Source organism: Streptomyces roseirectus, from assembly GCF_014489635.1.
In the GTDB taxonomy this organism is placed as follows: Bacteria; Actinomycetota; Actinomycetes; order Streptomycetales; family Streptomycetaceae; genus Streptomyces; species Streptomyces roseirectus.
The window spans coordinates 23,812-46,328 of the sequence record NZ_CP060828.1 but is presented as its reverse complement, the minus strand read 5'-3'; the positions used below and the strand labels follow the sequence as shown (position 1 = coordinate 46,328).

The window sequence follows — 22,517 nt, the reverse complement described above, 5'->3', positions numbered from 1 at the left end:
TAGGGGCCGGGGGCCCCACTTCTGGGGGTTACAGCACGACTGAGCAGCCATAGCGTCGCGAGCAGGCATCGGAAACCACGGGAGTCCCCAGGCTATGAACACGTCCCTCGACGAGGCCGTCGAAGCACTGCGCACGGCGCTGCTGGAGAACGAGCGCCTGCGCCGCAGCAACCAGCGGCTCACCGAAGCGGCCGGGGAACCCCTCGCCGTCGTCGGCATCGGCTGCCGCTTCCCCGGCGGCGTCGAAGGCCCCGAGGACCTGTGGCGGCTGGTCGCCGACGGCCGCGACGCCATGACCGGACCGCCCGCCGACCGCGGCTGGCAGCACCAGCCCACCTACGACCCCGCCCACCAGGGCGCCTTCCTGCCTGCCGCCGCCGACTTCGACGCCGGGTTCTTCCGCATCTCGCCCCGCGAGGCCCTGGCCATGGACCCCCAGCAGCGCCAGCTCCTCGAAGTCGCCTGGGAAGCCCTGGAACGCGCCGGACTCGACCCCACCACCCTGCGCGGCTCCCGCACCGGCGTCTTCGTCGGCGGCGCCCCCCAGGAATACGGCGCCCTGCTCGCCGCCTCCCCCGACGACACCGACGGCTACGCCATCACCGGCCTGCCCGCCAGCATCCTCTCCGGCCGCATCGCCTACACCCTCGGCCTCGAAGGCCCCGCCCTCACCATCGACACCGCCTGCTCCTCCTCCCTGGTCGCCCTCCACCTCGCCGCCCGCTCGCTGCGCGCCGGCGAGTGCGACATGGCCCTCGTCGGCGGCGTCCTCGTCATGACGACCCCCGCGATCTACGGCGAGTTCGACAGCCAGGGCGGCTCCGCCTCCGACGGCCGCTGCAAAGCCTTCGCCGACACCGCCGACGGGACCGGCTGGGGCGAGGGCGCCGGAATCCTCGTCGTCGAACGCCTCTCCGACGCCCAGCGCCTCGGCCACGACATCCTCGCCGTCGTCCGAGGCTCCGCCATCAACCAGGATGGCGCCTCCAACGGCCTCACCGCCCCCAACGGCCCCGCCCAGCAACGCGTCATCCGCGACGCCCTCACCAGCGGCGGCCTCACCCCGGCCGACGTCGACGCCGTCGAGGCCCACGGCACCGGCACGCGGCTCGGTGACCCCATCGAGGCCCAGGCCCTCCTGGCCACCTACGGACAAGGACGCCCGCAGGAACGGCCGCTGTGGATCGGCTCCGTCAAGTCCAACTTCGGGCACACCCAGTTCGCGGCCGGCGTCGCCGGCGTCATCAAGACGATCATGGCGCTCAGGGAAGGCGTCCTGCCGCGCACCCTGCACGTCGACGCACCCACCCGCCAGGTCGACTGGAGCGTCGGCGCCGTCCGCGTCCTCAGCGAACAGCAGCCCTGGCCCGAGACCGGACGGCCCCGCCGCGCGGGCGTCTCCTCCTTCGGCATCAGCGGCACCAACGCCCACGTCATCCTCGAACAGGCCCCCGTGGCAGGGGAGTTGCCCCAGGCTCAGCCCGCCCGCGCGCTCCCCGCCATCCCCGTCACCCTCACCGCCCGCACCCCCGAAGCCCTCCGCGCCCAGGCCGCCCGCCTCCTCACCCACCTCGACACCCACCCCGCCCTCACCGACCTCGCCCACTCCCTCGCCACCACCCGCACCACCTTCGACCACCGCGCCGTCCTCACCGCCACCGAACTACCCGAGCTGGAGCGGCAGTTGCGGTCTCTGGCCGCCGGTGAAGACACCCCCGGACTCGTCCGGGGCGCCGCGACCGGCGGCACTCTGGCCGTCGCCTTCTCGGGGCAGGGCTCCCAACGCGTCGGGATGGGGCGGGAGTTGTACGAGGCGTACGAGGTGTATGCCGCCGCGTTCGACGAAGTGTGCGCGGCCTTCGGTGAGTTGCCGGTCAAGGACACGGTGTTCGGCGGAACGGCCGAGGAGTTGGCGGCGACTGGGCTCGCGCAGCCCGCGTTGTTCGCCGTTGAGGTCGCGCTGTATCGGTTGCTGGAGTCGTGGGGTGTGCGTCCGGATAGCGTTCTCGGGCACTCGCTGGGTGAGTTGACGGCCGCGTACATCGCCGGGGTGTGGTCGCTGAAGGATGCCTGCCGGGTGGTCGCCGCACGTGGTCGGCTCATGCAGGCCCTGCCCTCGGGCGGGGTCATGTGGGCGGTCGAGGCGGAGGAGTCCGAGTTCACCGACACGCCCGGAGTCTGGCTCGCGGCCGTCAACGGCCCCCGGGCGCTGGTGCTTTCCGGCGAGAAGGTCGCGGTCAAGGAAGTCGCCGACGACTTCGCCGCACAGGGCCGCCGGGTCAAGCAACTCAACGTCAGCCACGCCTTCCACTCCGGCCTCATGGACCCGATGCTGGAGGAGTTCAGGGACGTTCTGGCCGAGGTGACCTACCAGGAGCCGGTCATCCCGGTCGTCTCCAACGTCACCGGCGACCTCGCCGGACCCGAACTCGCCACCCCCGCCTACTGGTTGACCCACGTCAGCGCACCCGTCCGATTCGCCGACGGCATCCGCGCGGTCGCCGCCCAGGGCGTCACCACCGTCCTCGAAGCCGGCCCCGACGGCACCCTCCTGACAACCGTCCGCGACACCGTCCCCAACCTCGCGACCATCCCCGCCCTGCGCCGCGACCGCCCCGAACCGGAGACGCTGCTGTCGGCGCTCGGCGCGGCGTACGTCCATGGCGTGGACGTCGACTGGGCCGGCCTCCTCGGCGGCGGCCGGCGCGTGCCGCTGCCGACGTACGCCTTCCAGCACCGCCGGTACTGGCCGCGCCCCGGAAGCCTGGCGGGCAGCAGGCCCGAGGACGCGCGCCGGTACCGGATCACCTGGCGGCCGGTCGAGCTGAACGAGGCTCCGCTGGACGGCCGTTGGCTGCTCGTCGCCGACGGCGAGGACACGCCGGCCGTCGCACGGGCTCTGCGGGACGCGGGCGCCGACGTCGAGACCGCGCCCGACGCGCGCGCGGCCGACGGCGAGTACGCCGGGGTCGTGGCGCTGCCGCAGACCCCCGCCGACGCCGTCGCCCTGGTCCAGGACCTGCGGGCCGCCGGAGTCAAGGCCCCGCTGTGGTGGCTGACCCGGCACGCCGTGCGCGTCACACCGGGCGACACCGTCGAACCGGACGTCACCCGGCTGTGGGGGCTCGGACAGGTCGTCGGCCTCGAAGAACCCGGCTGGTGGGGCGGGCTGATCGACCTGCCCGGAACCTGGGACGACACGACCGGCACCGCGCTCGCGTCCGTCCTCGCGGGCGGCACCGGGGGAGAGGACCAGCTCGCGCTGCGCGCCGGCGGCGTGTTCGCCCGGCGCCTCGTCCACGCCCCGCTGCCCGGCCGCACGCCCGCCCGGCGCTGGCAGCCGCGCGGCACCGTCCTGATCACCGGCGGCACCGGAGGCGTCGGCGCGAACGTCGCCCGCTGGGCCGCCGCCGAGGGCGCCAGGCACCTCGTCCTCACCAGCAGGCGGGGCGCGGCGGCCCCCGGCGCGGACGCCCTCGCCCGCGACCTGGAAGCCTCGGGCGCCTCCGTCACGTTCGCCGCCTGCGACGCCGCCGACCGCGACGCCCTCGCCGCGACCCTCGCCGCCATCCCCGAGGAACACCCGCTGACGGCCGTCGTCCACGCGGCCGGCATCGTCCGCTACACCAAGGTCCGCGACCTGACCCCCGAGGAGCTGGACGACGTCCTCACCGGCAAGACCGCGGGCGCCCGCCACCTCGACGACCTCACCGCCCACCTCGACCTGGACGCCTTCGTCCTGTTCTCCTCCGGAGCCGCGGCCTGGGGCGGCGGCTCCCAGGGCGCCTACGCCGCCGCCAACGCCTACCTCGACGGCCTCGCCGAGGCCCGGCACGCGGCGGGCCGCCCGGCGACCTCGCTCGCCTGGGGCATCTGGGGCGGCGACGGCATGGGCGCCGACCTCGACGAATCCTCCCTCGCCCGGATGGGCCTCGCCCTCCTGGACCCCGCGCTCGCCCTCGCCGTCATGCGCGAGGCCGTCGAGCACGACGAGCCGACCCTCACCGTCACCGACACCGACTGGTCCCGCTTCGCCCCCGTCTATGCCGGCGCCCGCCGCCGCCCCCTCATCGAGGACATCCCCGAAGCGGCGGCAGCACTCACCGAACCCGAACCCGCTGCCGCCCCGGACGACTCCCTGCGCGCCCGCCTCGACCGGCTCACCGCACCCGAGCGCGCCGCTGCCCTCCTGGACCTCGTCCGCACCCGCGCCGCCGCCGTCCTCGGCCACACCGACCCCGCCGAGGTCTCCGACCTGCGCTCCTTCAACGACCTCGGCTTCGACTCCCTCACCGCGACGGAACTGCGCGACCGCCTCAGCACCGCGACCGGCCTCACCCTCCCCGCCACCCTCGTCTTCGACCACCCCAACCCCGCCGCCCTCGCCACCCACCTCGCCCAGGAGCTGTACGGCGGCGCCGACCCGCTCACGGCCACGGCCCACGCCCGCCCGGCGGGCACCGACGACCCGCTGGTCCTCGTCGGCATGGCCTGCCGCCTCCCCGGCGGCGTACACGGACCCGACGACCTGTGGCGGCTCGTCGCCGAGGGCCGCGACGCCATCACCGGCGCCCCCGACGACCGGGGCTGGGACACCTGGGGCGACACCGGAGCCCTCCAGGGCGGCTTCCTCACCGGCGCCACCGGCTTCGACGCCGACTTCTTCGGCATTTCCCCGCGCGAAGCCCTCGCCATGGACCCCCAGCAGCGCCTCCTCCTGGAGACGGCCTGGGAAGCACTGGAGCGGACGGGCCTCGACCCCTCGGCCCTGCGCGGCACCCGCACCGGCGTCTTCGTCGGCGGCACCCCCACCGGCTACGGCGCCCTCCTCGGCGACGGCGGCGAGGCCGGCGGCTACCTCCTGACCGGCAACAGCGGCAGCGTCATGTCCGGCCGCATCGCCTACGTCCTCGGCCTGGAAGGCCCCGCGCTGACCGTCGACACGGCGTGCTCCTCCTCCCTGGTCTCCCTGCACCTCGCCGGACAGGCCCTCACCCGGGGCGAGTGCGACCTCGCCCTGGTCGGCGGCGTCGCCGTCATGCCCACCCCGGGCGCCTTCGACGAGTTCGACCGCCAGGGCGGCCTCGCCACCGACGGCCGCTGCAAAGCCTTCGCCGACGCCGCCGACGGCACCGGCTGGTCCGAGGGCGTCGCCTTCGTCGTCATGGAACGAGCCTCGGACGCCCACCGCAACGGGCACCGCGTCCTGGCCGTCGTCCGGGGCTCCGCCATCAACCAGGACGGCGCCTCCAACGGGCTCAGCGCTCCCAACGGCCCCTCCCAGCAGCGCGTGATCGCCCAGGCCCTCGCCAACGCGGGGCTCGGCCCGGACGAGGTCGACGCGGTCGAGGCGCACGGCACGGGGACGCGGCTCGGCGACCCGATCGAGGCGCAGGCCCTGCTCGCGACCTACGGCCGCCAGCGCTCGGCCGAACGCCCGCTGTATCTCGGCTCGTTGAAGTCGAACATCGGGCACACCCAGGCGGTTTCCGGCGTCGCCGGGGTCATCAAGAGCGTCCTCGCGCTGCGGGCCGGGGTGCTGCCGAAGACCCTGCACGTCGACGCGCCCAGCAAGCAGGTGGACTGGAGTGCCGGCGCGGTCGAACTGCTCACCGAGGCGCGGGAGTTCCCCGAGACCGGGCGCCCGCGCCGGGTCGGTGTCTCCTCGTTCGGGATCAGCGGCACCAACGCCCATGTGATCCTCGAACAGGCCCCGGAACCGCAGCCCCGCCCGCAGCCCCTCTCCGGCCCGCTCCCGTGGATCCTCTCCGGCCACACGGAATCCGCCCTGCGCGAGCAGGCCGCCCAGCTCACCGGCTATCTGACCGAGCACGCCGACGTCTCCCACGACGCCGTCGCCGCGTCCCTCGCCGTGTCGCGGGCGGGGTTGGAGTGCCGGGCTGTGGTGGTGGGGAGTGAGCGATCGGGGTTGGAGCGGGGGGTTGCCGCTGTGGCGGGGGGTGTGGCTGATTCGGGGGTGGTGTCGGGGCGTGTGGGTGCCGGGGGTGTGGTGTTCGTGTTCCCCGGTCAGGGTTCGCAGTGGGCCGGGATGGCTGTGGAACTCCTCGACACGTCCACGGTGTTCGCCGCCAGGATGGCGGAGTGCGAGGCGGCCCTGTCGGAGTTCGTGGACTGGTCGCTGACGGACGTCCTGCGCGAGCAGGGCGAGTTGGAGCGCGTGGACGTCGTCCAGCCAGTCCTGTGGGCGGTGATGGTGTCCCTCGCCGAGCTGTGGCGGTCCTACGGCGTCGAGCCCGCCGCCGTCGTCGGACACTCGCAGGGCGAGATCGCGGCTGCTGTCGTCGCCGGGGCGCTCTCCCTGGCCGACGGCGCCCGTGTCGTCGCGTTGCGTTCCCGGGCCATCCTCGCGCTCTCCGGCAAGGGCGGCATGGTGTCCGTCCAGCTTCCCGCCGAGCGCGTCCGCGAGGAACTGCGGCGCTGGGACGGCCGGATCGACCTCGCGGCGGTGAACGGCCCGGCGGCGGTGGTCGTCGCGGGTGAAGTCGCCGCACTCGACGAGTTGTTGGTGTGGGCCGAGACGGACGGCGTGCGGGCGCGGCGGATCGCCGTGGACTACGCCTCCCACTCCGCCCACGTCGACGCCGTACGCGATGAACTCGGCACCGCGCTGGCCGGAGTCGCCCCGGACGACGCGCGGGTGGCGTTCTACTCCTGCGTGACAGCGGGCCGGCTGGAGACGACCTCGCTGGACGCCGACTACTGGTTCCGCAACCTCCGGCAGCCGGTGCGGTTCGAGGAGACCACCCGGGCACTGGTCGAACAGGGGCACACGCTGTTCGTCGAGGTGACCCCGCACCCCGTGCTGACCGGCGCCGTGCAGGACACCGCCGAGGAGGCGGGCCGCGAGGTCGCCGTCACGGGGACGCTGCGGCGTGGCGAAGGCGGCCCGGAGCGGCTGCTGCTGTCGCTGGGCGAGGCGTACGTGCACGGCGCCCCCGTCGACTGGACGCGTGCGCTGCCGGAGGCCGGGGCGCGGGTCGTCGACCTGCCGACCTACGCCTTCCAGCACCGGCGCTACTGGCCCGAGGCGTTCGCCGGGGCGGGCGCCAAGGGGCGGCTCGTGGACGAGTGGAAGTACCGCGTCGTGTGGCGGCGGACGGCGTTCACCGAGGGGGCGTTGCCCGAGGGGCGCTGGCTGCTCGTGGCACCACCGGACGGGGTCGCGGAGGCGCTGCGGGGGGCGGGGGTCGAGGTGCACCTGGCCGAGACCCCGGCGGACGGTGAACTCGCCCTCACCACCACCGAGTTCACCGGCGTCCTCGCCGCCCCCGCCACCCCCGAGGCCGCCCTCACCCTCCTGCGCGCCCTCGACGCGGCCGGTGTCCGCGCCCCCCTCTGGTGGCTCACCCGAGGCGCCGCCGCCGTCACCGCCGACGACGTCCCGGACCCCGACGCGTCCGCGCTGTGGGCCCTCGGCCAGGTCGTCGGCCTGGAACACCCCGACTGGTGGGGCGGGTCGGTGGACCTGCCCGCCGAGTGGACCCCCGAGACCGGCGCCGCCCTGCTGAGCGTGCTCGGCGGCGGCACCGGCGACGACCAGATCGCGCTGCGCCCCTCCGGCGTCCTCGCCCGCCGTCTCGTCCGCGCCGCCCGCCCCGCGCGCGCCGCACAGCCGTGGCAGCCGCACGGCACCGTGCTGGTCACCGGCGGCACCGGAGGGATCGGCGCGCACGTCGCCCGCTGGCTCGCCGGCGCCGGCGCGGAGCACATCGTGCTGCTCGGCAGGCGGGGCGCGGAGGCCCCCGGCGCGGCCGGCCTCGCCGAGGAGATCACGGCGGCGGGCAGCACCGTCACCCTCGCCGCCTGCGACGTCGCCGACCGCGACGCCCTCGCCGCCGTCCTGGCCGGCATCCCCGAGGCGACGCCGCTCACCGCCGTCGTCCACGCGGCCGGCGTCGCCACCTTCGGCGACGTCCTGTCCGTCACCCCCGCCGACCTCGCCGAGGCCGCCGCCGCGAAGGTGAACGGCGCACGCCACCTGGACGACCTCACCGCCCATCTCGACCTGGACGCGTTCGTCCTGTTCTCCTCCGGCGCCGCCGTCTGGGGCAGCGCCGGCAACGCGGCCTACGCCGCCGCCAACGCCTACCTCGACGGCCTCGCCCACCAGCGCCGCGCGCGCGGTCTCACCGCGACCTCCGTCGCCTGGGGCGGCTGGGCCGACGGCGGCATGCTCGCCGGCGCCAACCCCGTCGCCGACCAGCTGGAGCGCATGGGCGTGCGCCGGATGCGCCCCGAACCGGCGATCGAGGCGCTGCGCGAGGCCGTCGAACAGGGCGAGACGACCCTCACCGTCAGCGACATGGACTGGTCGACCTTCGCCCCCGTCTACACCCTCGCCCGCCGCCGCCCCCTGATCGAGGAGATCCCCGAGGCCGCCCGCGCGCTCTCCGGCACCGGCGAGAACACCGCACCGGACGACGACAGCGCCGCCGCCCGCCTGCGCGACACCCTCACCGCCCTCACCGGCGTCGAACGGCACGACACCCTCACCGGCCTCGTCCGCGAGCACGCCGCCGCCGTCCTCGGCCACACCGACAGCGACGGGGTCACCGACGACCGCCCCTTCAAGGACCTCGGCTTCGACTCGCTCACCGCGACCGAATTGCGCAACCGCCTCAACGCGGCGACCGGTCTGAAGCTGCCCGCCACCCTCGTCTTCGACCACCCCACCCCGACCGCCCTCGCCGACCTCCTGGCCCGCGAACTCGACCTCGGTGACACGCCCGGCGACGCCCTGCACGCCCAGCGCGACCTCGACCGCACGGAACAGTCCCTGCTGAAGGCGGCGAACGCCCCCGACATGGACCCCGACACCCTCGCGGACATCGCCCGCCGGCTGCGGGACCTCGCCGCCCGCCTCACCGGCACCGAGGAACCCGCGCACGCCACGGCCGCCCTGGACGCCGCGACCGACGACGAGATCTTCGACCTGATCGACGGCGACCTCGGCGTCGCCTGACCCGCCCCCGCCCTCTTCTGCCCCACCCACCGCAGGCACCCCATCACACCGAACTGGAGTCGACCAGATGACAGAGGACAAGCTCCGTACCTACCTGCGGCGGGTCACGGCGGAGTTGCAGACCACCCGCGAGCGGCTGCGCGAGTCCGAGGAGCGGTGGCGCGAGCCGCTGGCGATCGTCGGCATGGCCTGCCGCCTGCCCGGCGGCACGGACTCCCCGCAGAAGCTGTGGCGGCTCGTCGCCGACGGCGTCGACACCACCGGCGGCCTGCCCGACGACCGGGGCTGGGACCTCGACGCCCTCTACGACCCCGACCCCGACAAACCCGGCAAGACCTACACCAAGGAAGGCTCCTTCCTCTACGACGCCGGCGACTTCGACCCCACCCTGTTCGGGATCTCACCGCGCGAGGCCCTGGCCATGGACCCCCAGCAGCGGCTGCTCCTGGAGACCTCCTGGGAGGCCGTCGAACGCGCCCGCATCGACCCGACCTCGCTGCGCGGCTCCCGCACCGGTGTCTTCGTCGGCGGCCTGCCCACCGGCTACGGCGCGATGCTGCTGGACTCCGAGGAGGACCAGGGCTACGCGCTGACCGGCGGCACCGGCAGCGTCATGTCCGGCCGCGTCTCCTACACCCTCGGACTCCAGGGCCCGGCGGTCACCGTCGACACTGCCTGCTCCTCCTCCCTGGTCGCCTTCCACCTCGCCGCCCAGTCGCTGCGCCAGGGCGACTGCTCCCTGGCGCTCGCCGCAGGTGTCGGCATCCTCGCCACTCCGGCCGGGTTCGTCGTCTTCGCCCGCCAGCGCGGCCTCGCCGTCGACGGCCGCTGCAAGGCGTTCGCCGACGCCGCCGACGGCATCGGCTGGGGCGAGGGTGCCGCCGTCGTCCTGCTGGAACGCCTCTCCGACGCCCGCCGCAACGGACACCCCGTCCTCGCCGTCGTCCGGGGCTCGGCCGCCAACCAGGACGGCGCCTCCAACGGGCTCGCCGCGCCCAGCGGCCCGGCTCAGCAGCGCGTCATCCGCCAGGCCCTCGCGACCGCCGGGCTCGCCCCCTCCGACGTCGACGCCGTCGAGGCCCACGGCACCGGCACCCGCCTCGGCGACCCCATCGAGGCGCAGGCCGTCCTCGCCACCTACGGTCAGGGCCGCGACCCCGAACTCCCGCTGTATCTCGGCTCGTTGAAGTCGAACATCGGGCACACCCAGGCCGTCTCCGGCGTCGCCGGGATCATCAAGACGGTCCTCGCGCTGCGCGAGGGCGTCCTGCCCAAGACCCTCCACGTCGACCGGCCCTCCACCGAGGTCGACTGGAGCGCCGGGCACGTCGAACTGCTCACCGAGGCCCGGGACTGGCCCGACACCGGACGCCCGCGCCGGGCCGGCGTGTCCTCGTTCGGGATCAGCGGGACGAACGTCCACGTGATCCTGGAACAGGCGCCGACGGAGGAGAAGGCGGAGGCGGAGGAGACCGACGCCCCCGCACAGCGGCTGCGCACCGACACCCTCCCCTGGACCCTCTCCGCCGCCACCCCCGCCGCCCTGCGCGACCAGGCGGCCCGCCTCCACGCCCACCTCCAGGCCCACCCCGACCTCACCCCGCCCCGTCTCGCCCGTTCCCTCGCCACCACCCGCGCCGCCCTCGAACACCGCGCGGTCGTCCTCGCCGAGGACCGCGACGGCTTCCTCACCCGCCTCCAGGCCCTCCAGGACACCACGGAGGACACCCCCGGCGTGATCACCGGCGCCGGCGCCAAGGCCAAGACCGTGTTCGTGTTCCCCGGCCAGGGCTCCCAGTGGGCGGGCATGGCCGTCGAACTCCTCGACACGTCCACGGTGTTCGCCGCCAGGATGGCGGAGTGCGAGGCGGCCCTGTCGGAGTTCGTGGACTGGTCGCTGACGGAAGTCCTGCGCGAGCAGGGCGACTTGGAGCGCGTGGACGTCGTCCAGCCCGTCCTGTGGGCGGTGATGGTGTCCCTCGCCGAGGTGTGGCGGTCCTACGGCGTCGAGCCCGCCGCCGTCGTCGGACACTCGCAGGGCGAGATCGCGGCTGCTGTCGTCGCCGGGGCGCTCTCCCTGGCCGACGGCGCCCGTGTCGTGGCCCTGCGCTCCCGGGCCATCCTCGCCCTCTCCGGCGAGGGCGGCATGGTCTCCGTCCAACTCCCCGCCGAGCGCGTCCGCGAGGAACTGAAGCGCTGGGCCGGCCGGATCGACCTCGCCGCCGTCAACGGCCCAGCCTCCGTCGTCGTCGCCGGCGAGGCCGAGGCGCTGGACGAACTGCTGGCGTGGGCCGAGACGGACGGCGTGCGGGCCCGGCGGATCGCCGTGGACTACGCCTCCCACTCCACCCAGGTCGACGCCGTCCGCGACGACCTCGCCGGTCTGCTCAAGGACGTCACGCCCGGCGCGTCGAAGGTCGCGTTCTACTCCTGCGTCACTGCCGGACGCCTCGACACCAAGGCCCTCGACGGCGACTACTGGTTCCGCAACCTCAGGCAGCCCGTCGAGTTCGAGCGCACCACCCGCGCCCTCCTCGACCAGGGCCACACCCTCTTCGTCGAGGTCACCCCGCACCCCGTGCTCACCAGCGCCGTCCAGGACACCGCCGACGCGGCCGGCCGCGAAGCCGCCGTCACCGGCACCCTGCGCCGGGGCGAGGGCGGCCCCCAGCGGCTGCTGGCCTCGCTCGGCGAGGCGTACGTCCACGGCGCCCCCGTCGACTGGACGCCCTGCCTGCCCGCCGCCGACCCCGTCGACCTGCCGACGTACGCCTTCCAGCACCAGCGGTACTGGATGCAGACGCCGCGCGCCACGGCCGGCGTCGGCCGCCCCGTCGACGCCTGGCGCTACCGGGTCACCTGGCGCCGCGTCACCCCGGCCGCCGGGACGGCCCTCGACGGCCGCTGGCTGCTCGTCGACCCGCGCGGCGAGGGCGAGAGCGTCGCCGTCGCGCTGCGGGCGGCCGGAGCCGACGTCGAGACCGCCGAGGCGGCGCGCGAGGGCGCCTGGGACGGCGTCGTGTGCCTGCCCGCCGGCGCCGCCGACGCGCTGGAGACCGTCCGGGCGCTGGACGCGGCCGGGGTCCGGGCGCCGGTGTGGTGGCTGACGCGCGGTGCCGCCGCCGTCTCCGGCGGGGACACCGTACGGGCCGAGGCGACCCGGCTGTGGGGGCTCGGACAGGTCGTCGGGCTCGAACTGCCCGAGCGGTGGGGCGGGTTGATCGACCTGCCCGAGGAGTGGAGCGACGGCGTCGCGGCCCTGCTGCCCGCCCTGCTGGCCGGAGCCGGCGGGGGAGAGGACCAGCTCGCCGTGCGCGGCCCCGCCGCCTACGCGCGCCGCTTGGTGCGGGCGCCCCTCACCGAGCGCGGCACGAGCCGGACGTGGCAGCCGCGCGGCACGGTCCTGGTCACCGGCGGCACCGGAGGCATCGCCGCCCACCTCGCCCGCCGCCTCGCCACCGAGGGCGCCGACCACCTCCTGCTGCTCGGCAGGCGCGGCGCGGCGGCCCCCGGCGCGGACGCCCTCGCCGAGGAGATCCGCGCACTGGGCGCCGAGGTGACCTTCGCCGCCTGCGACGTCACCGACCGCGACGCCCTCGCCGCCGTCCTCGACTCCGTGCCCGAACAGTGGCCGCTCACCGCCGTCCTGCACGCCGCCAGCTCCACCAGCTACGGCCCCGCCCTCGACGTCACCCCCGAGGAACTGACCACCGGCATGGCCGCGAAGGCCGACGGCGCACGCCACCTGGACGACCTCACCTCTCACCTCGACCTGGACGCGTTCGTGCTGTTCTCCTCCGGCGCCGCCGTCTGGGGCAGCGCCGGCAACGCCGTGTACGCCGCCGCCAACGCCTACCTCGACGGCCTCGCCCACCAGCGCCGCGCACGCGGCCTCACCGCGACGTCCGTCGCCTGGGGCGGCTGGGCCGACGGCGGCATGCTCAGCGACTACGGGCAGCTCGCCGACCAGCTCCAGCGGCTCGGCGTGCGCCCGATGCGCCCCGACACCGCGCTCGACGTCCTGTGGGAGGCCGTCGAGCACGACGAGACGACCCTCACCGTCAGTGACATGGACTGGGAGCGCTTCGCCCCCGTCTACGCCCTCGCCCGCCGCCGCCCCCTCATCGAGGACATCCCCGAGGCCGCCCGCGCGCTCACCCCCGCATCCGGCGACACCACCGACGGCGACGACAGCACCGCCGGTCAACTCCGCGCCGCCCTCACCGGATCCGGTCCCGCCGAACAGCGCGCCACCCTCCTCGCCCTGGTGCGCGGCCGGGCCGCCGCCGTCCTCGGCCACACCGACCCGGACGGCATCGCCGCCGGCCGCCCCTTCAAGGACCTCGGCTTCGACTCCCTCACCGCGACCGAGCTGCGCAACCGCCTGAACGCGGCGACCGGCCTGAAGCTGCCCGCCACCCTCGTCTTCGACCACCCCACCCCGACCGCCCTCGCCGACCACCTGCGCGACGAACTCCTCGGCACCGCCCCCGAACCGGCATCGGCACCCACCCGCACCACCGACACCGACGACCCCCTGGTCGTCGTCGGCATGGCCTGCCGCTACCCCGGCGGGGTGCGCGGACCCGAGGACCTGTGGGACCTGCTCACCGAAGGCCGGGACGAGATGGCCGACTTCCCCGACGACCGGGGCTGGGACGCGCTCTCCTTCTACGACCCCGGGCAGCAGACCACCCTCTCCGGGCAGGGCGCGTTCCTGTACGACGCGGGCGACTTCGACGCCGAGTTCTTCGGGATCTCCCCGCGCGAAGCCCTCTCCATGGACCCCCAGCAGCGGCTGCTGCTCGAAGTGTCCTGGGAGGCCCTGGAGCGCACCGGCATCGACCCGCTCTCCCTGCGCGGCTCCCGCACCGGCGTGTTCGTCGGCGGCACCCCGCAGGAGTACGGCGCCCTGCTGATGAACTCGGCCTCCCTCGCCGGGGGTTACGCCCTCACCAGCTCGTCGGGCAGCGTCATGTCCGGCCGTGTCTCCTACGTCCTCGGCCTCGAAGGCCCCGCGGTCACCGTCGACACCGCCTGCTCCTCCTCCCTGGTCTCCCTGCACCTCGCAGGGCAAGCCCTGCGAGCGGGGGAGTGCGACCTCGCGCTCGCCGGCGGCGTCACCGTCATGGCGACCCCGGGCTCCTTCGCCGAGTTCGCCAACCAGGGCGGCCTGTCCTCCGACGGCCGCTGCAAAGCCTTCGCCGACTCCGCCGACGGCACCGGCTGGGGCGAGGGCGTCGGCATCGTTGTCCTCGAACGCCTCTCCGACGCCCGCCGCAACGGCCACCGGGTCCTCGCGACCGTGCGGGGCTCCGCCGTCAACCAGGACGGCGCCTCCAACGGGCTCACCGCCCCCAACGGCCCCTCCCAGCAGCGGGTCATCCGCGCCGCCCTCGACAGCGCCGGGCTCACCCCGCACGACGTCGACGCCGTCGAGGCCCACGGCACCGGCACCCGGCTCGGCGACCCCATCGAGGCGGGCGCCCTGCTCGCCACGTACGGCAAGGGGCGCGACCCCGAGCGTCCGCTGTGGCTCGGCTCGGTCAAGTCGAACATCGGGCACACCCAGTACGCCGCCGGCGTCGCCGGGGTCATCAAGACGATCCTCGCGCTGCGGGCCGGCGTCCTGCCGCGCACCCTCCACGTCGACGAGCCGACCCGGCAGGTCGACTGGTCCGGCGGGGGAGTGAAGCTGCTCACCGACGCCCAGCCGTGGCCGGACACGGACGGGCCGCGCCGGGCCGGCGTGTCGTCGTTCGGGATCAGCGGCACCAACGCGCACGTCATCCTCGAACACACACCGGAGCCCGCCGAGGAGCCCGCGCCCGCCGCCGGCGAGCCCGTCCTCGTCCCCTGGCTCCTGTCCGGCCACACCGAGACCGCCCTGCGCGACCAGGCCGCGGCCCTCCTCACCGACCTCGACACCCGCCCCGGCGTCCGCCCGGTGGACGTCGCCCACTCCCTCGCCACCACCCGCGCCGCCCTCACCCACCGCGCCGCCGTCCTCGGCACCGACCCCACAACCCTCCTCGCCGGACTGCGCTCCCTGGCGGCGGGCACCCCGGACGCGGACGTCCTCACCGGCACCCCGCAGGACGCCCCGCTCGCGGTCGTCTTCCCCGGCCAGGGCTCCCAGCGCGCCGGCATGGGCCGCGAACTGTACGCCCGCCACCCGGTGTTCGCCGCCGCGCTCGACGACGTCTGCGCGGCCTTCGACGGCCTCCTCGACCGGCCCCTGCGCGACCTGCTGCTCGCGGACGACGCGGCCGCCGACCGTACGCTCCTCGACCACACGCGCTACACGCAGCCCGCCCTGTTCGCCGTCGAAGTCGCCCTCTACCGCCTGCTGGAGAGCTGGGGCGTGCGCCCGGACGCGCTGATCGGGCACTCGATCGGCGAACTCGTCGCCGCGCACGTCGCCGGCGTGTGGACGCTGCCGGACGCCTGCCGGGTCGTCGCCGCGCGGGCCCGGCTGATGGCGGCGCTGCCCGCCGGGGGCGCCATGGCCGCCGTCCACGCGCCCGAGGCGGAGGTCACCGCGATCCTCGCCGCCCGCGCGGCCGACGGGGTCGGTATCGCCGCCGTCAACAGCCCCGCCTCGGTCGTGATCTCCGGACCCGAACACCAGCTCCTCGACGTCACCGCCGAGTGCGTCGGACGCGGCCACCGCACCAAGCTGCTGCCGGTCAGCCACGCCTTCCACTCGGGGCTGATGGAGCCCATGCTGGCCGACTTCGCCGCCGAACTCGCCCGCGTCGCCTTCCACGAGCCGGCGCTGACCGTCGTCTCCGACCTCACCGGCACGGTCGCCTCGCCCGCCGACCTGCGCGCCCCCGCCTACTGGGTGCGGCACGTCCGCGACACCGTCCGCTTCGCCGACGGCGTGCGCACCCTCCTCGACCGGGGCGTGCGGACCTTCCTGGAGGCAGGCCCTGGCGGCGCCCTGACCGCGATGGCCGCCGAGACCGCCGCCGGACACCTCGCCGACGGGGACACGGTGACCTGCGTGGCCGCGCTGCGCGCCCAGGGCCGCAGCGAGGGCGACGCGCTCGTCACCGCCGTCACCCGCCTCGCCCTCACCGGCCGCCCCGTCGACTGGACCGCCTTCCACGCCGCGCACGGCGCCCGCACGGTCCCGCTGCCGACCTACGCCTTCCAGCACCGCCGCTACTGGCTGCGCGTCCTCGGCGGCGCCGCCCAGGACACCACCGCGCTCGGCCTCGACCCCGCGCACCACCCGCTGCTGGGCGCGGTCACCGCGCTCCCGGAGACCGGCGGGCTGCTGTTCACCGGCTCCCTCGCCCCCGACCGGCAGCCCTGGCTCGCCGACCACGCCCTGGGCGGCGTGCCGGTCCTGCCCGGCACCGCGTTCCTCGAACTCGCCCTGCACGCGGGCCGGTACGCCGACTGCGACCAGGTCGAGGAACTGATCGTCCACGCCCCCCTCGCGCTCACCGGCCCGACCGCGCTGCGCCTCGCCGCCGACGCCCCCGACCCGACCGGACGGCGCGCCTTCACCGTCCACGCCCGCACACAGGACCCCGGCGCCGAGTGGACACGGCACGCGAGCGGCGTCCTGACCCCCGCCTCCGAACCTCCCGCCGCCGTGGACGCCGCCTGGCCGCCACCCGGCGCACAGGCCGTACCGCTGGACGGCTTCTACCTGGACACCGCCGAACGGGGCCTGGAGTACGGGCCCGCCTTCCACGGCCTGACCGGCCTGTGGCGCACGGACGGCACGCTGTACGCGGAGGTGACCCTGCCCGAAACGCTCGACGCCGACGCCGATCCGGACGACGGCCACGCCCTCCACCCCGCGCTCCTCGACGCCGCCCTCCAGCCCCTGGCCCTCGGCACCCTGACCGCCCCCGGCGACGCCACCCCCGTCCCCGCCGGCCTGCCGTTCGCCTGGTCCGGCGCCCGCCTGCACGCCACCGGCGCGCGCGACCTGCGGGCCCGCCTGACCGCGGGCGCCGACGGCACCGTCGCCGTCCTGCTGGCCACGCCCGACGGACAGCCCGTCCTCAGCGTCGACGCGCTCACCCTGCGCACCCCGACCCTCCCCGAGACCCCGGCCGCCGGAGGCGACCTGTACCGGCTCGACTGGCCCGAACTACCCGCCCCCGCCGCCCCGGACGGCACACCCTGGGCGCTGGTCGGGCTGGATCCGAGGCAACTGCGGCCCCGGCTCGCCGCCGTCACCGGGCGCGACGTCGTCCCGTACGCCGACGGCCGGGTCCTCGCCGACGCGCTGGCCGCAGGCGCCCCCGCCCCCGCCGCCGCGCTCCTGTGGTGCGACGCGCCGGACAGCGGCGACGCGGCGGCCGACGCCCACACCCTGACCCGGCAGGCGCTGGCGCTGCTCCAGGAGTGGCTGGCCGACGAACGGCTGACCGACGTCCCGCTGGTCCTGGTCACCCACGGCGCCGTCGCCGCCGGCGACGCGGCCCCGCACCCGGCGCGCGCCGCCGTCTGGGGCCTCGCCCGCACCGTGCAGAGCGAGCACCCCGGCCGGCTGGTCCTCGTCGACCTCGACCCCGCCCTCGACTCCACCGGCGACCCGGACGAGACGGCGACCGCGCTGGCCGCCCTCCCGGGCGCCCTCGCCACCGGGGAACCCCAACTGGCGCTGCGCTCCGGCACCGTCCACGTCCCCCGCCTCACCCGGCGACCCGCCACCCAGGGCACCCCCCTCGCGTTCGACCCCGACGGCACCGTCCTGGTGACCGGCGCGACCGGTGGCATCGGCGCCCTCGTCGCCCGCCACCTCGCCGCACACCACGGCGTCCGGCGCCTGCTGCTCACCGGCCGGCGCGGACCGCAGGCCCCCGGCGCGGACCGGCTCGCGGCGGACCTCAAGGCGCTCGGCGCGCAGGTGACCGTCGCGGCCTGCGACGTCGCCGACCACGCCGCCCTGACCGCGCTGGTGGCCGGCCTGGACACCCCGCTCGCGGGCGTCGTCCACCTCGCGGGCGTCGTCGAGGACGGCCTCGCCCTCGACCAGACCCCGGACCGGCTGGACGCCGTGCTGCGGCCCAAGGCGGACGCCGCCTGGCACCTGCACGAACTGACCGCCGGGACGGACTCCGCGAGCCCGGCCCCGCTCGTCCTGTTCTCCTCGGCCGCCGCCGTCCTCGGCAGCGCCGGACAGGCCCCCTACGCCGCCGCCAACGCCTTCCTCGACGCCCTCGCCGCCCACCGCGCCACCCGGGAACTGCCCGCGCTGTCACTGGCCTGGGGGCCCTGGAGCGGCGTCGACGGCATGGCGGACCGGCTCGGCGGCCGGCCCCGTGCCACGGGCGGCGGACTGCTGCCCTTCGGCGCGGACACCGGACTCGCGGCGCTCGACGAAGCCCTGACCGCCGGAACCGAACCGGCCCTCGTGCCGCTGCGGCTCGCCCTCAAGGCCGCCGAAGGACTCCCCGCCGAACAGATCCCGGCCGTCCTGCGCGGCCTCGTGCGCGGCGTGCGACGCCCCCTCAAGCCGGCCGCCACGACCGGCCGCCCGGCGACCGTCGACACGCTCACCGCGCTGGCGCCCGCCGACCGGGCCGAGGCCCTGCTGACCCTCGTCCGCGCCGAGGCCGCCCGGGTCCTGGGCCACGCCGGCCCGGACGGGATCGACGCCGAACGCGCCTTCGGCGACCTCGGGTTCGACTCGCTGACCTCCGTCGAACTGCGGGGCCGCCTCGCCGACGCGACCGGCCTGCGGCTGCCCGCCACCCTGGTCTTCGACCACCCGACGCCCGCCGCGCTCGCCACCGCCCTCGACACCCGCCTCACCACGCCGGCCCCCCAGGCCGGGCCCGCCGAGGCACCGGCCGACCCCACGGCCGTCGTCGCTGACGCCGTCGAGGCGCTGTACCGGCACGCCGTGACGGCCGGACAGTACGACCGGGCCGCCAAGGTCCTCATGAACTCGGCGGGACTGCGGCCCGCGTTCACCTCCGCCGACGATGCCGGACGCGCCCCGGGCCTGGTCAGGCTCGCGGACGGCGCCGGCAGCGGACGCCCCGCCCTGATCGGGCTGCCGTCGACCTCCGTATGGGCCAGCGACCAGGAGTTCATGGCGCTCGCCCGGCCCCTGCGCGGGCTGCGCGACACCTACTCCCTGATGATGCCGGGCTTCGCCTCCGGGGAACTGGTCGCCGCCAGCGTCGACGCCATCGCCGACCACGCCGCACGCACCATCCTGGCCGGCCTGGACGGCGCCCCCTTCGCGCTGGCCGGCCGCTCCTCCGGCGGCTCCCTCGCCTACGCGGTCGCCGCACGCCTGGAGGAACTCGGCACCCCCGCCACCGGCGTCGTCATGCTCGACACCTACCTCGCGCACACCCCGCAGACCCAGTACATGGTCCACGTCATGGAGTCCCGGTCCCTGGAACGGGAGGCCGAGTTCGGCCGCATGACCGGACTCAGGCTCACCGCCATGGCGTCCTACTTCGCCCTCTTCGACACCTGGCAGCCCGCCGAACTCACCACCCCGGGACTGCTCCTGCGCGCCTCCACCCCCGTCGCGCCGGACCCGGACAACCCCATGGAGGTCCCGGCCGAGTGGCAGACGGTGTGGCCGGTGCCGCTGACCGTGCGCGACGTGCCCGGCGACCACCACTCGATGATCGAGGAACACGGCGAGACCACCGCCCGCGTGATCCACGACTGGCTGAACGGACTCGAACACTGAATTGACATTCCCGATCCATTCAAGATGAACGCACGCGGGTATTCCATGGGACGGAATGCCCGCCCGGAGCCCTTGAAACTTCACCTACAGTCGCCGGGAAACGGTAAATCTCCCTGGCCGATTCCCGGCACTCGTCTCTCCGCCCGCACGGCGTCGAGGCCGCCCAGGGGACGGTAACAAAGGTGGAGTTCGATGATGCCTTCCGGACGAGCTGAAGAATTCCAGTTCATGAATGCCGTATTCGCCCGGTGCGAGAGCGGCCGCACACTGACCGTGATCCTGGAGGGCGGTGCGGGCTGCGGGAAAACAGCGCTGCTCGACGCGTTCGCCCACCACGCGGCCGAACAGGGCGCGACCGTCCTCACGGACCCCCGCACCGTGCTCGGCCACGGCACGGGCACCGTGTGCGACGTCCAGTCCTCCGTCGACCGCCTCGCGGACCTCGCCTGCGAAGCCCCGGTCGTCGTCTGCCACGACGACCCCGAGGGCCTGGACGAACACGGCGCCCGGCTCCTCCTGGAAGCCGCCCGACGGCTGCGCGGCAGCAGGGTCATGCTCGTCCTCACCCTGCTGCCCTTCGGCGGCGCCTTCGCCCCCGCCCTCCACCGCGACCTGCTGCGCCAGCCCGACACACACCGCGTCCGCCTGCGCCCCCTGACCCCCGAACAGAGCCGCGAGCAGTGGAACCGGCTGCGCGGCACCGGCGTCGAGGGCAGCGCCGACGACGCCCACGCCGCCAGCGGCGGCAACCCCCTGCTGCTGCGCGCCCTCTCCGAGGAACTGGGCATGGTGCTGCCCACGGTCCCCTGGCCCCAGCCCCACGGCCTGTTCGTCCAGACCGCCGTCGACTGCGCCCGCGACAGCGGCCCCCTCGCCCTGAAGGTCGCCACCGGCATGGCCGCCCTCGGCGAACACACCGACCCCGAGTCCGTCGCCGCCGTCCTCGGCCTGACCCCCGCCGAAGCCGCCTACGGCCGCAACCTCCTCGACGCGGCCGGCCTCGTCCAGGACTGGCGCGTGCGCCACCCCGCCGTCGCCGCCGGCCTCCTCCAACGACTCGACCCCGCCGCGCGGACCGCCCTCGACACCGAGGTCGCCGAACTCCTGCACCGGCGCGGCACCGGCGCCGCCGACCTCGCCCGCCACCTCCTGCGCACCCGCGCCGGCGCCGGCCCCTGGTCCACCGCCACCCTCGAACGCGCCGCCGCCGAAGCCCTCGACCACGACGACGCCGACTTCGCCGACGACTGCCTCGGCTTCGCCCAGCAAGGCGTCACCGACTGCTGGGACCACGTCCGGCTGGAGCTGAAACGCTACGCCGTCCGCATGCGCACCGACCCCTGGACGGCCGCCTCCGCCTTCCTCGACCGGCTGCGCACCGCCACCTGCCCGCACGGCGACGACCCCTGCCAGGCCCGCGCCGTCCTGCACGCCCGGCTGCTGATGGACTGCGGACGGCTGGAGGAGAGCACCCGCGTCCTCACCTCCGCCCACCCCAAGGCCGCGCCCCCCGACGGCGCGCACGACGACACCTGGCCCTGGATCCTGCGGGTCGCCCCCGGCCTCTCCGCCACCGCGTCCCCCGGCGCCGTCCCCCCGTGCGCCGGAGCACCCGTCACCAACCTCCTCAAGTTCGACTTCTGCGCCGCCGCCCTGAGCAACCGCCCCATGGAGCCCTACGAGGCCGACGAACACCTGCGCACCCTCGTCCTCGGCGACACCACCCTCGGGCTGATCGTCCTCGCCCTGCACTGCCTCACCCTCGGCGGCTGCCCCGACCTCGCCGAAGCCTGGGCCGGACACTTCGCCCAGGAGGCCGCCGAACGCGGCGTCGAGGGCTGGCGGCAGACCCTCACCGCCGTCCGCGCCCAGGCGGCCCTGGCCCGCGGCCGGCTCACCGAGGCGGAGGCCCACGCCCGCGACGTCCTCACCGCCGTCCACGCCGCCGTCCCCGACCCCCTGTTCCACAGCGGCGTCCTCGCCGTCCTCGTCGAGGTCTGCACCGCCACCGGACGGTTCGAGGAGGCCGCCCGCCTCCTGGAGCGGCCGCTGCCGGAGGACTTCGCGCAGAGCGTCTGCTCCCTCGGCTACCTCATGGCCCGGGGCCGCTTCTTCAACGGCCTCGGCCGCCCCCACCTCGCGCTCGCCGACTTCCTCACGGTCGGCCGGTGCGCCGAACGCTGGCCCGTGTCCGAAGGGACCGTGCCGACCTGGCGGCTCGACGCCGCCGAGACCTGGCTGAGGATCGGCGGCGACCGCGAGTGCGCCGACCTCCTCGCCGCGCACGAGGCCGCCGTCCACGACAGCGGCGCACCCCCGTCCGGCCAGTGGCTCAGGGTCCGCGCCCGCCTCGCCGACCGCCGCGAGCGCCCCGCGCTGCTGGCCCGCGCGGTCGACCGGTTCCGTGAGACCAGCGGCGGCTGGATCCTCGCCGCCGCCCTCGCCGACCTCGCCGAGGCACACCAGGACCTCGGACAGCACGGCCCCGCCGAACTCGCCCTGCGCGAAGCCCTGCACCTCGCCGAGGAGTGCCGCGCCGGCGTCCTCCTCGAACGCGTCACCGCCCTCACCGACGGCGAACGCCCCCACCGCCGGGTCCTGCGCGGCCCCCGCGCCCTCGACCCCACCGCCAAACTCAGCGAGTCCGAACAGCGCGTGGCCGTCCTCGCCGCACGGGGCCGCACCAACCGCGAGATCTCCGAGGAACTGTTCATCACCGTCAGCACGGTCGAGCAGCACCTCACCCGCGTGTACCGCAAACTCGACATCACCTCCCGGCAGGAACTGCGCCTGCACGTGGAGAGCGCGCTGCACGAAGCGGCCTGAACAGCGACGAAGTCTGCCCGG

1 protein-coding gene and 2 pseudogenes are annotated in these 22,517 nt (G+C 75.5%); all 3 read left to right on the top strand.

The genetic code is table 11. The annotated features are described in order from the left end of the window. Positions 1-190 precede the first annotated feature (190 nt). Positions 191-8,983: pseudogene (locus IAG44_RS00080) on the top strand (SDR family NAD(P)-dependent oxidoreductase); the annotation flags it as partial. 97 nt (positions 8,984-9,080) lie between these two features. Then, positions 9,081-19,670, top strand: a pseudogene (locus tag IAG44_RS00075) (SDR family NAD(P)-dependent oxidoreductase); the annotation flags it as partial. A gap of 228 nt (positions 19,671-19,898) precedes the next feature. Continuing rightward, the gene (locus IAG44_RS00070) at positions 19,899-22,496 is read left to right on the top strand and encodes a LuxR family transcriptional regulator (protein ID WP_246561306.1); all 2,598 of its coding nucleotides are present in this window, start codon (positions 19,899-19,901) and stop codon (positions 22,494-22,496) included. Positions 22,497-22,517: the final 21 nt, after the last annotated feature.

Coding starts and splice junctions, on each gene's coding strand:
- IAG44_RS00070 (WP_246561306.1), top strand. CDS start 19,899: ATGAATGCCGTATTCGCCCGGTGCGAGAGCGGCCGCACACTGACCGTG.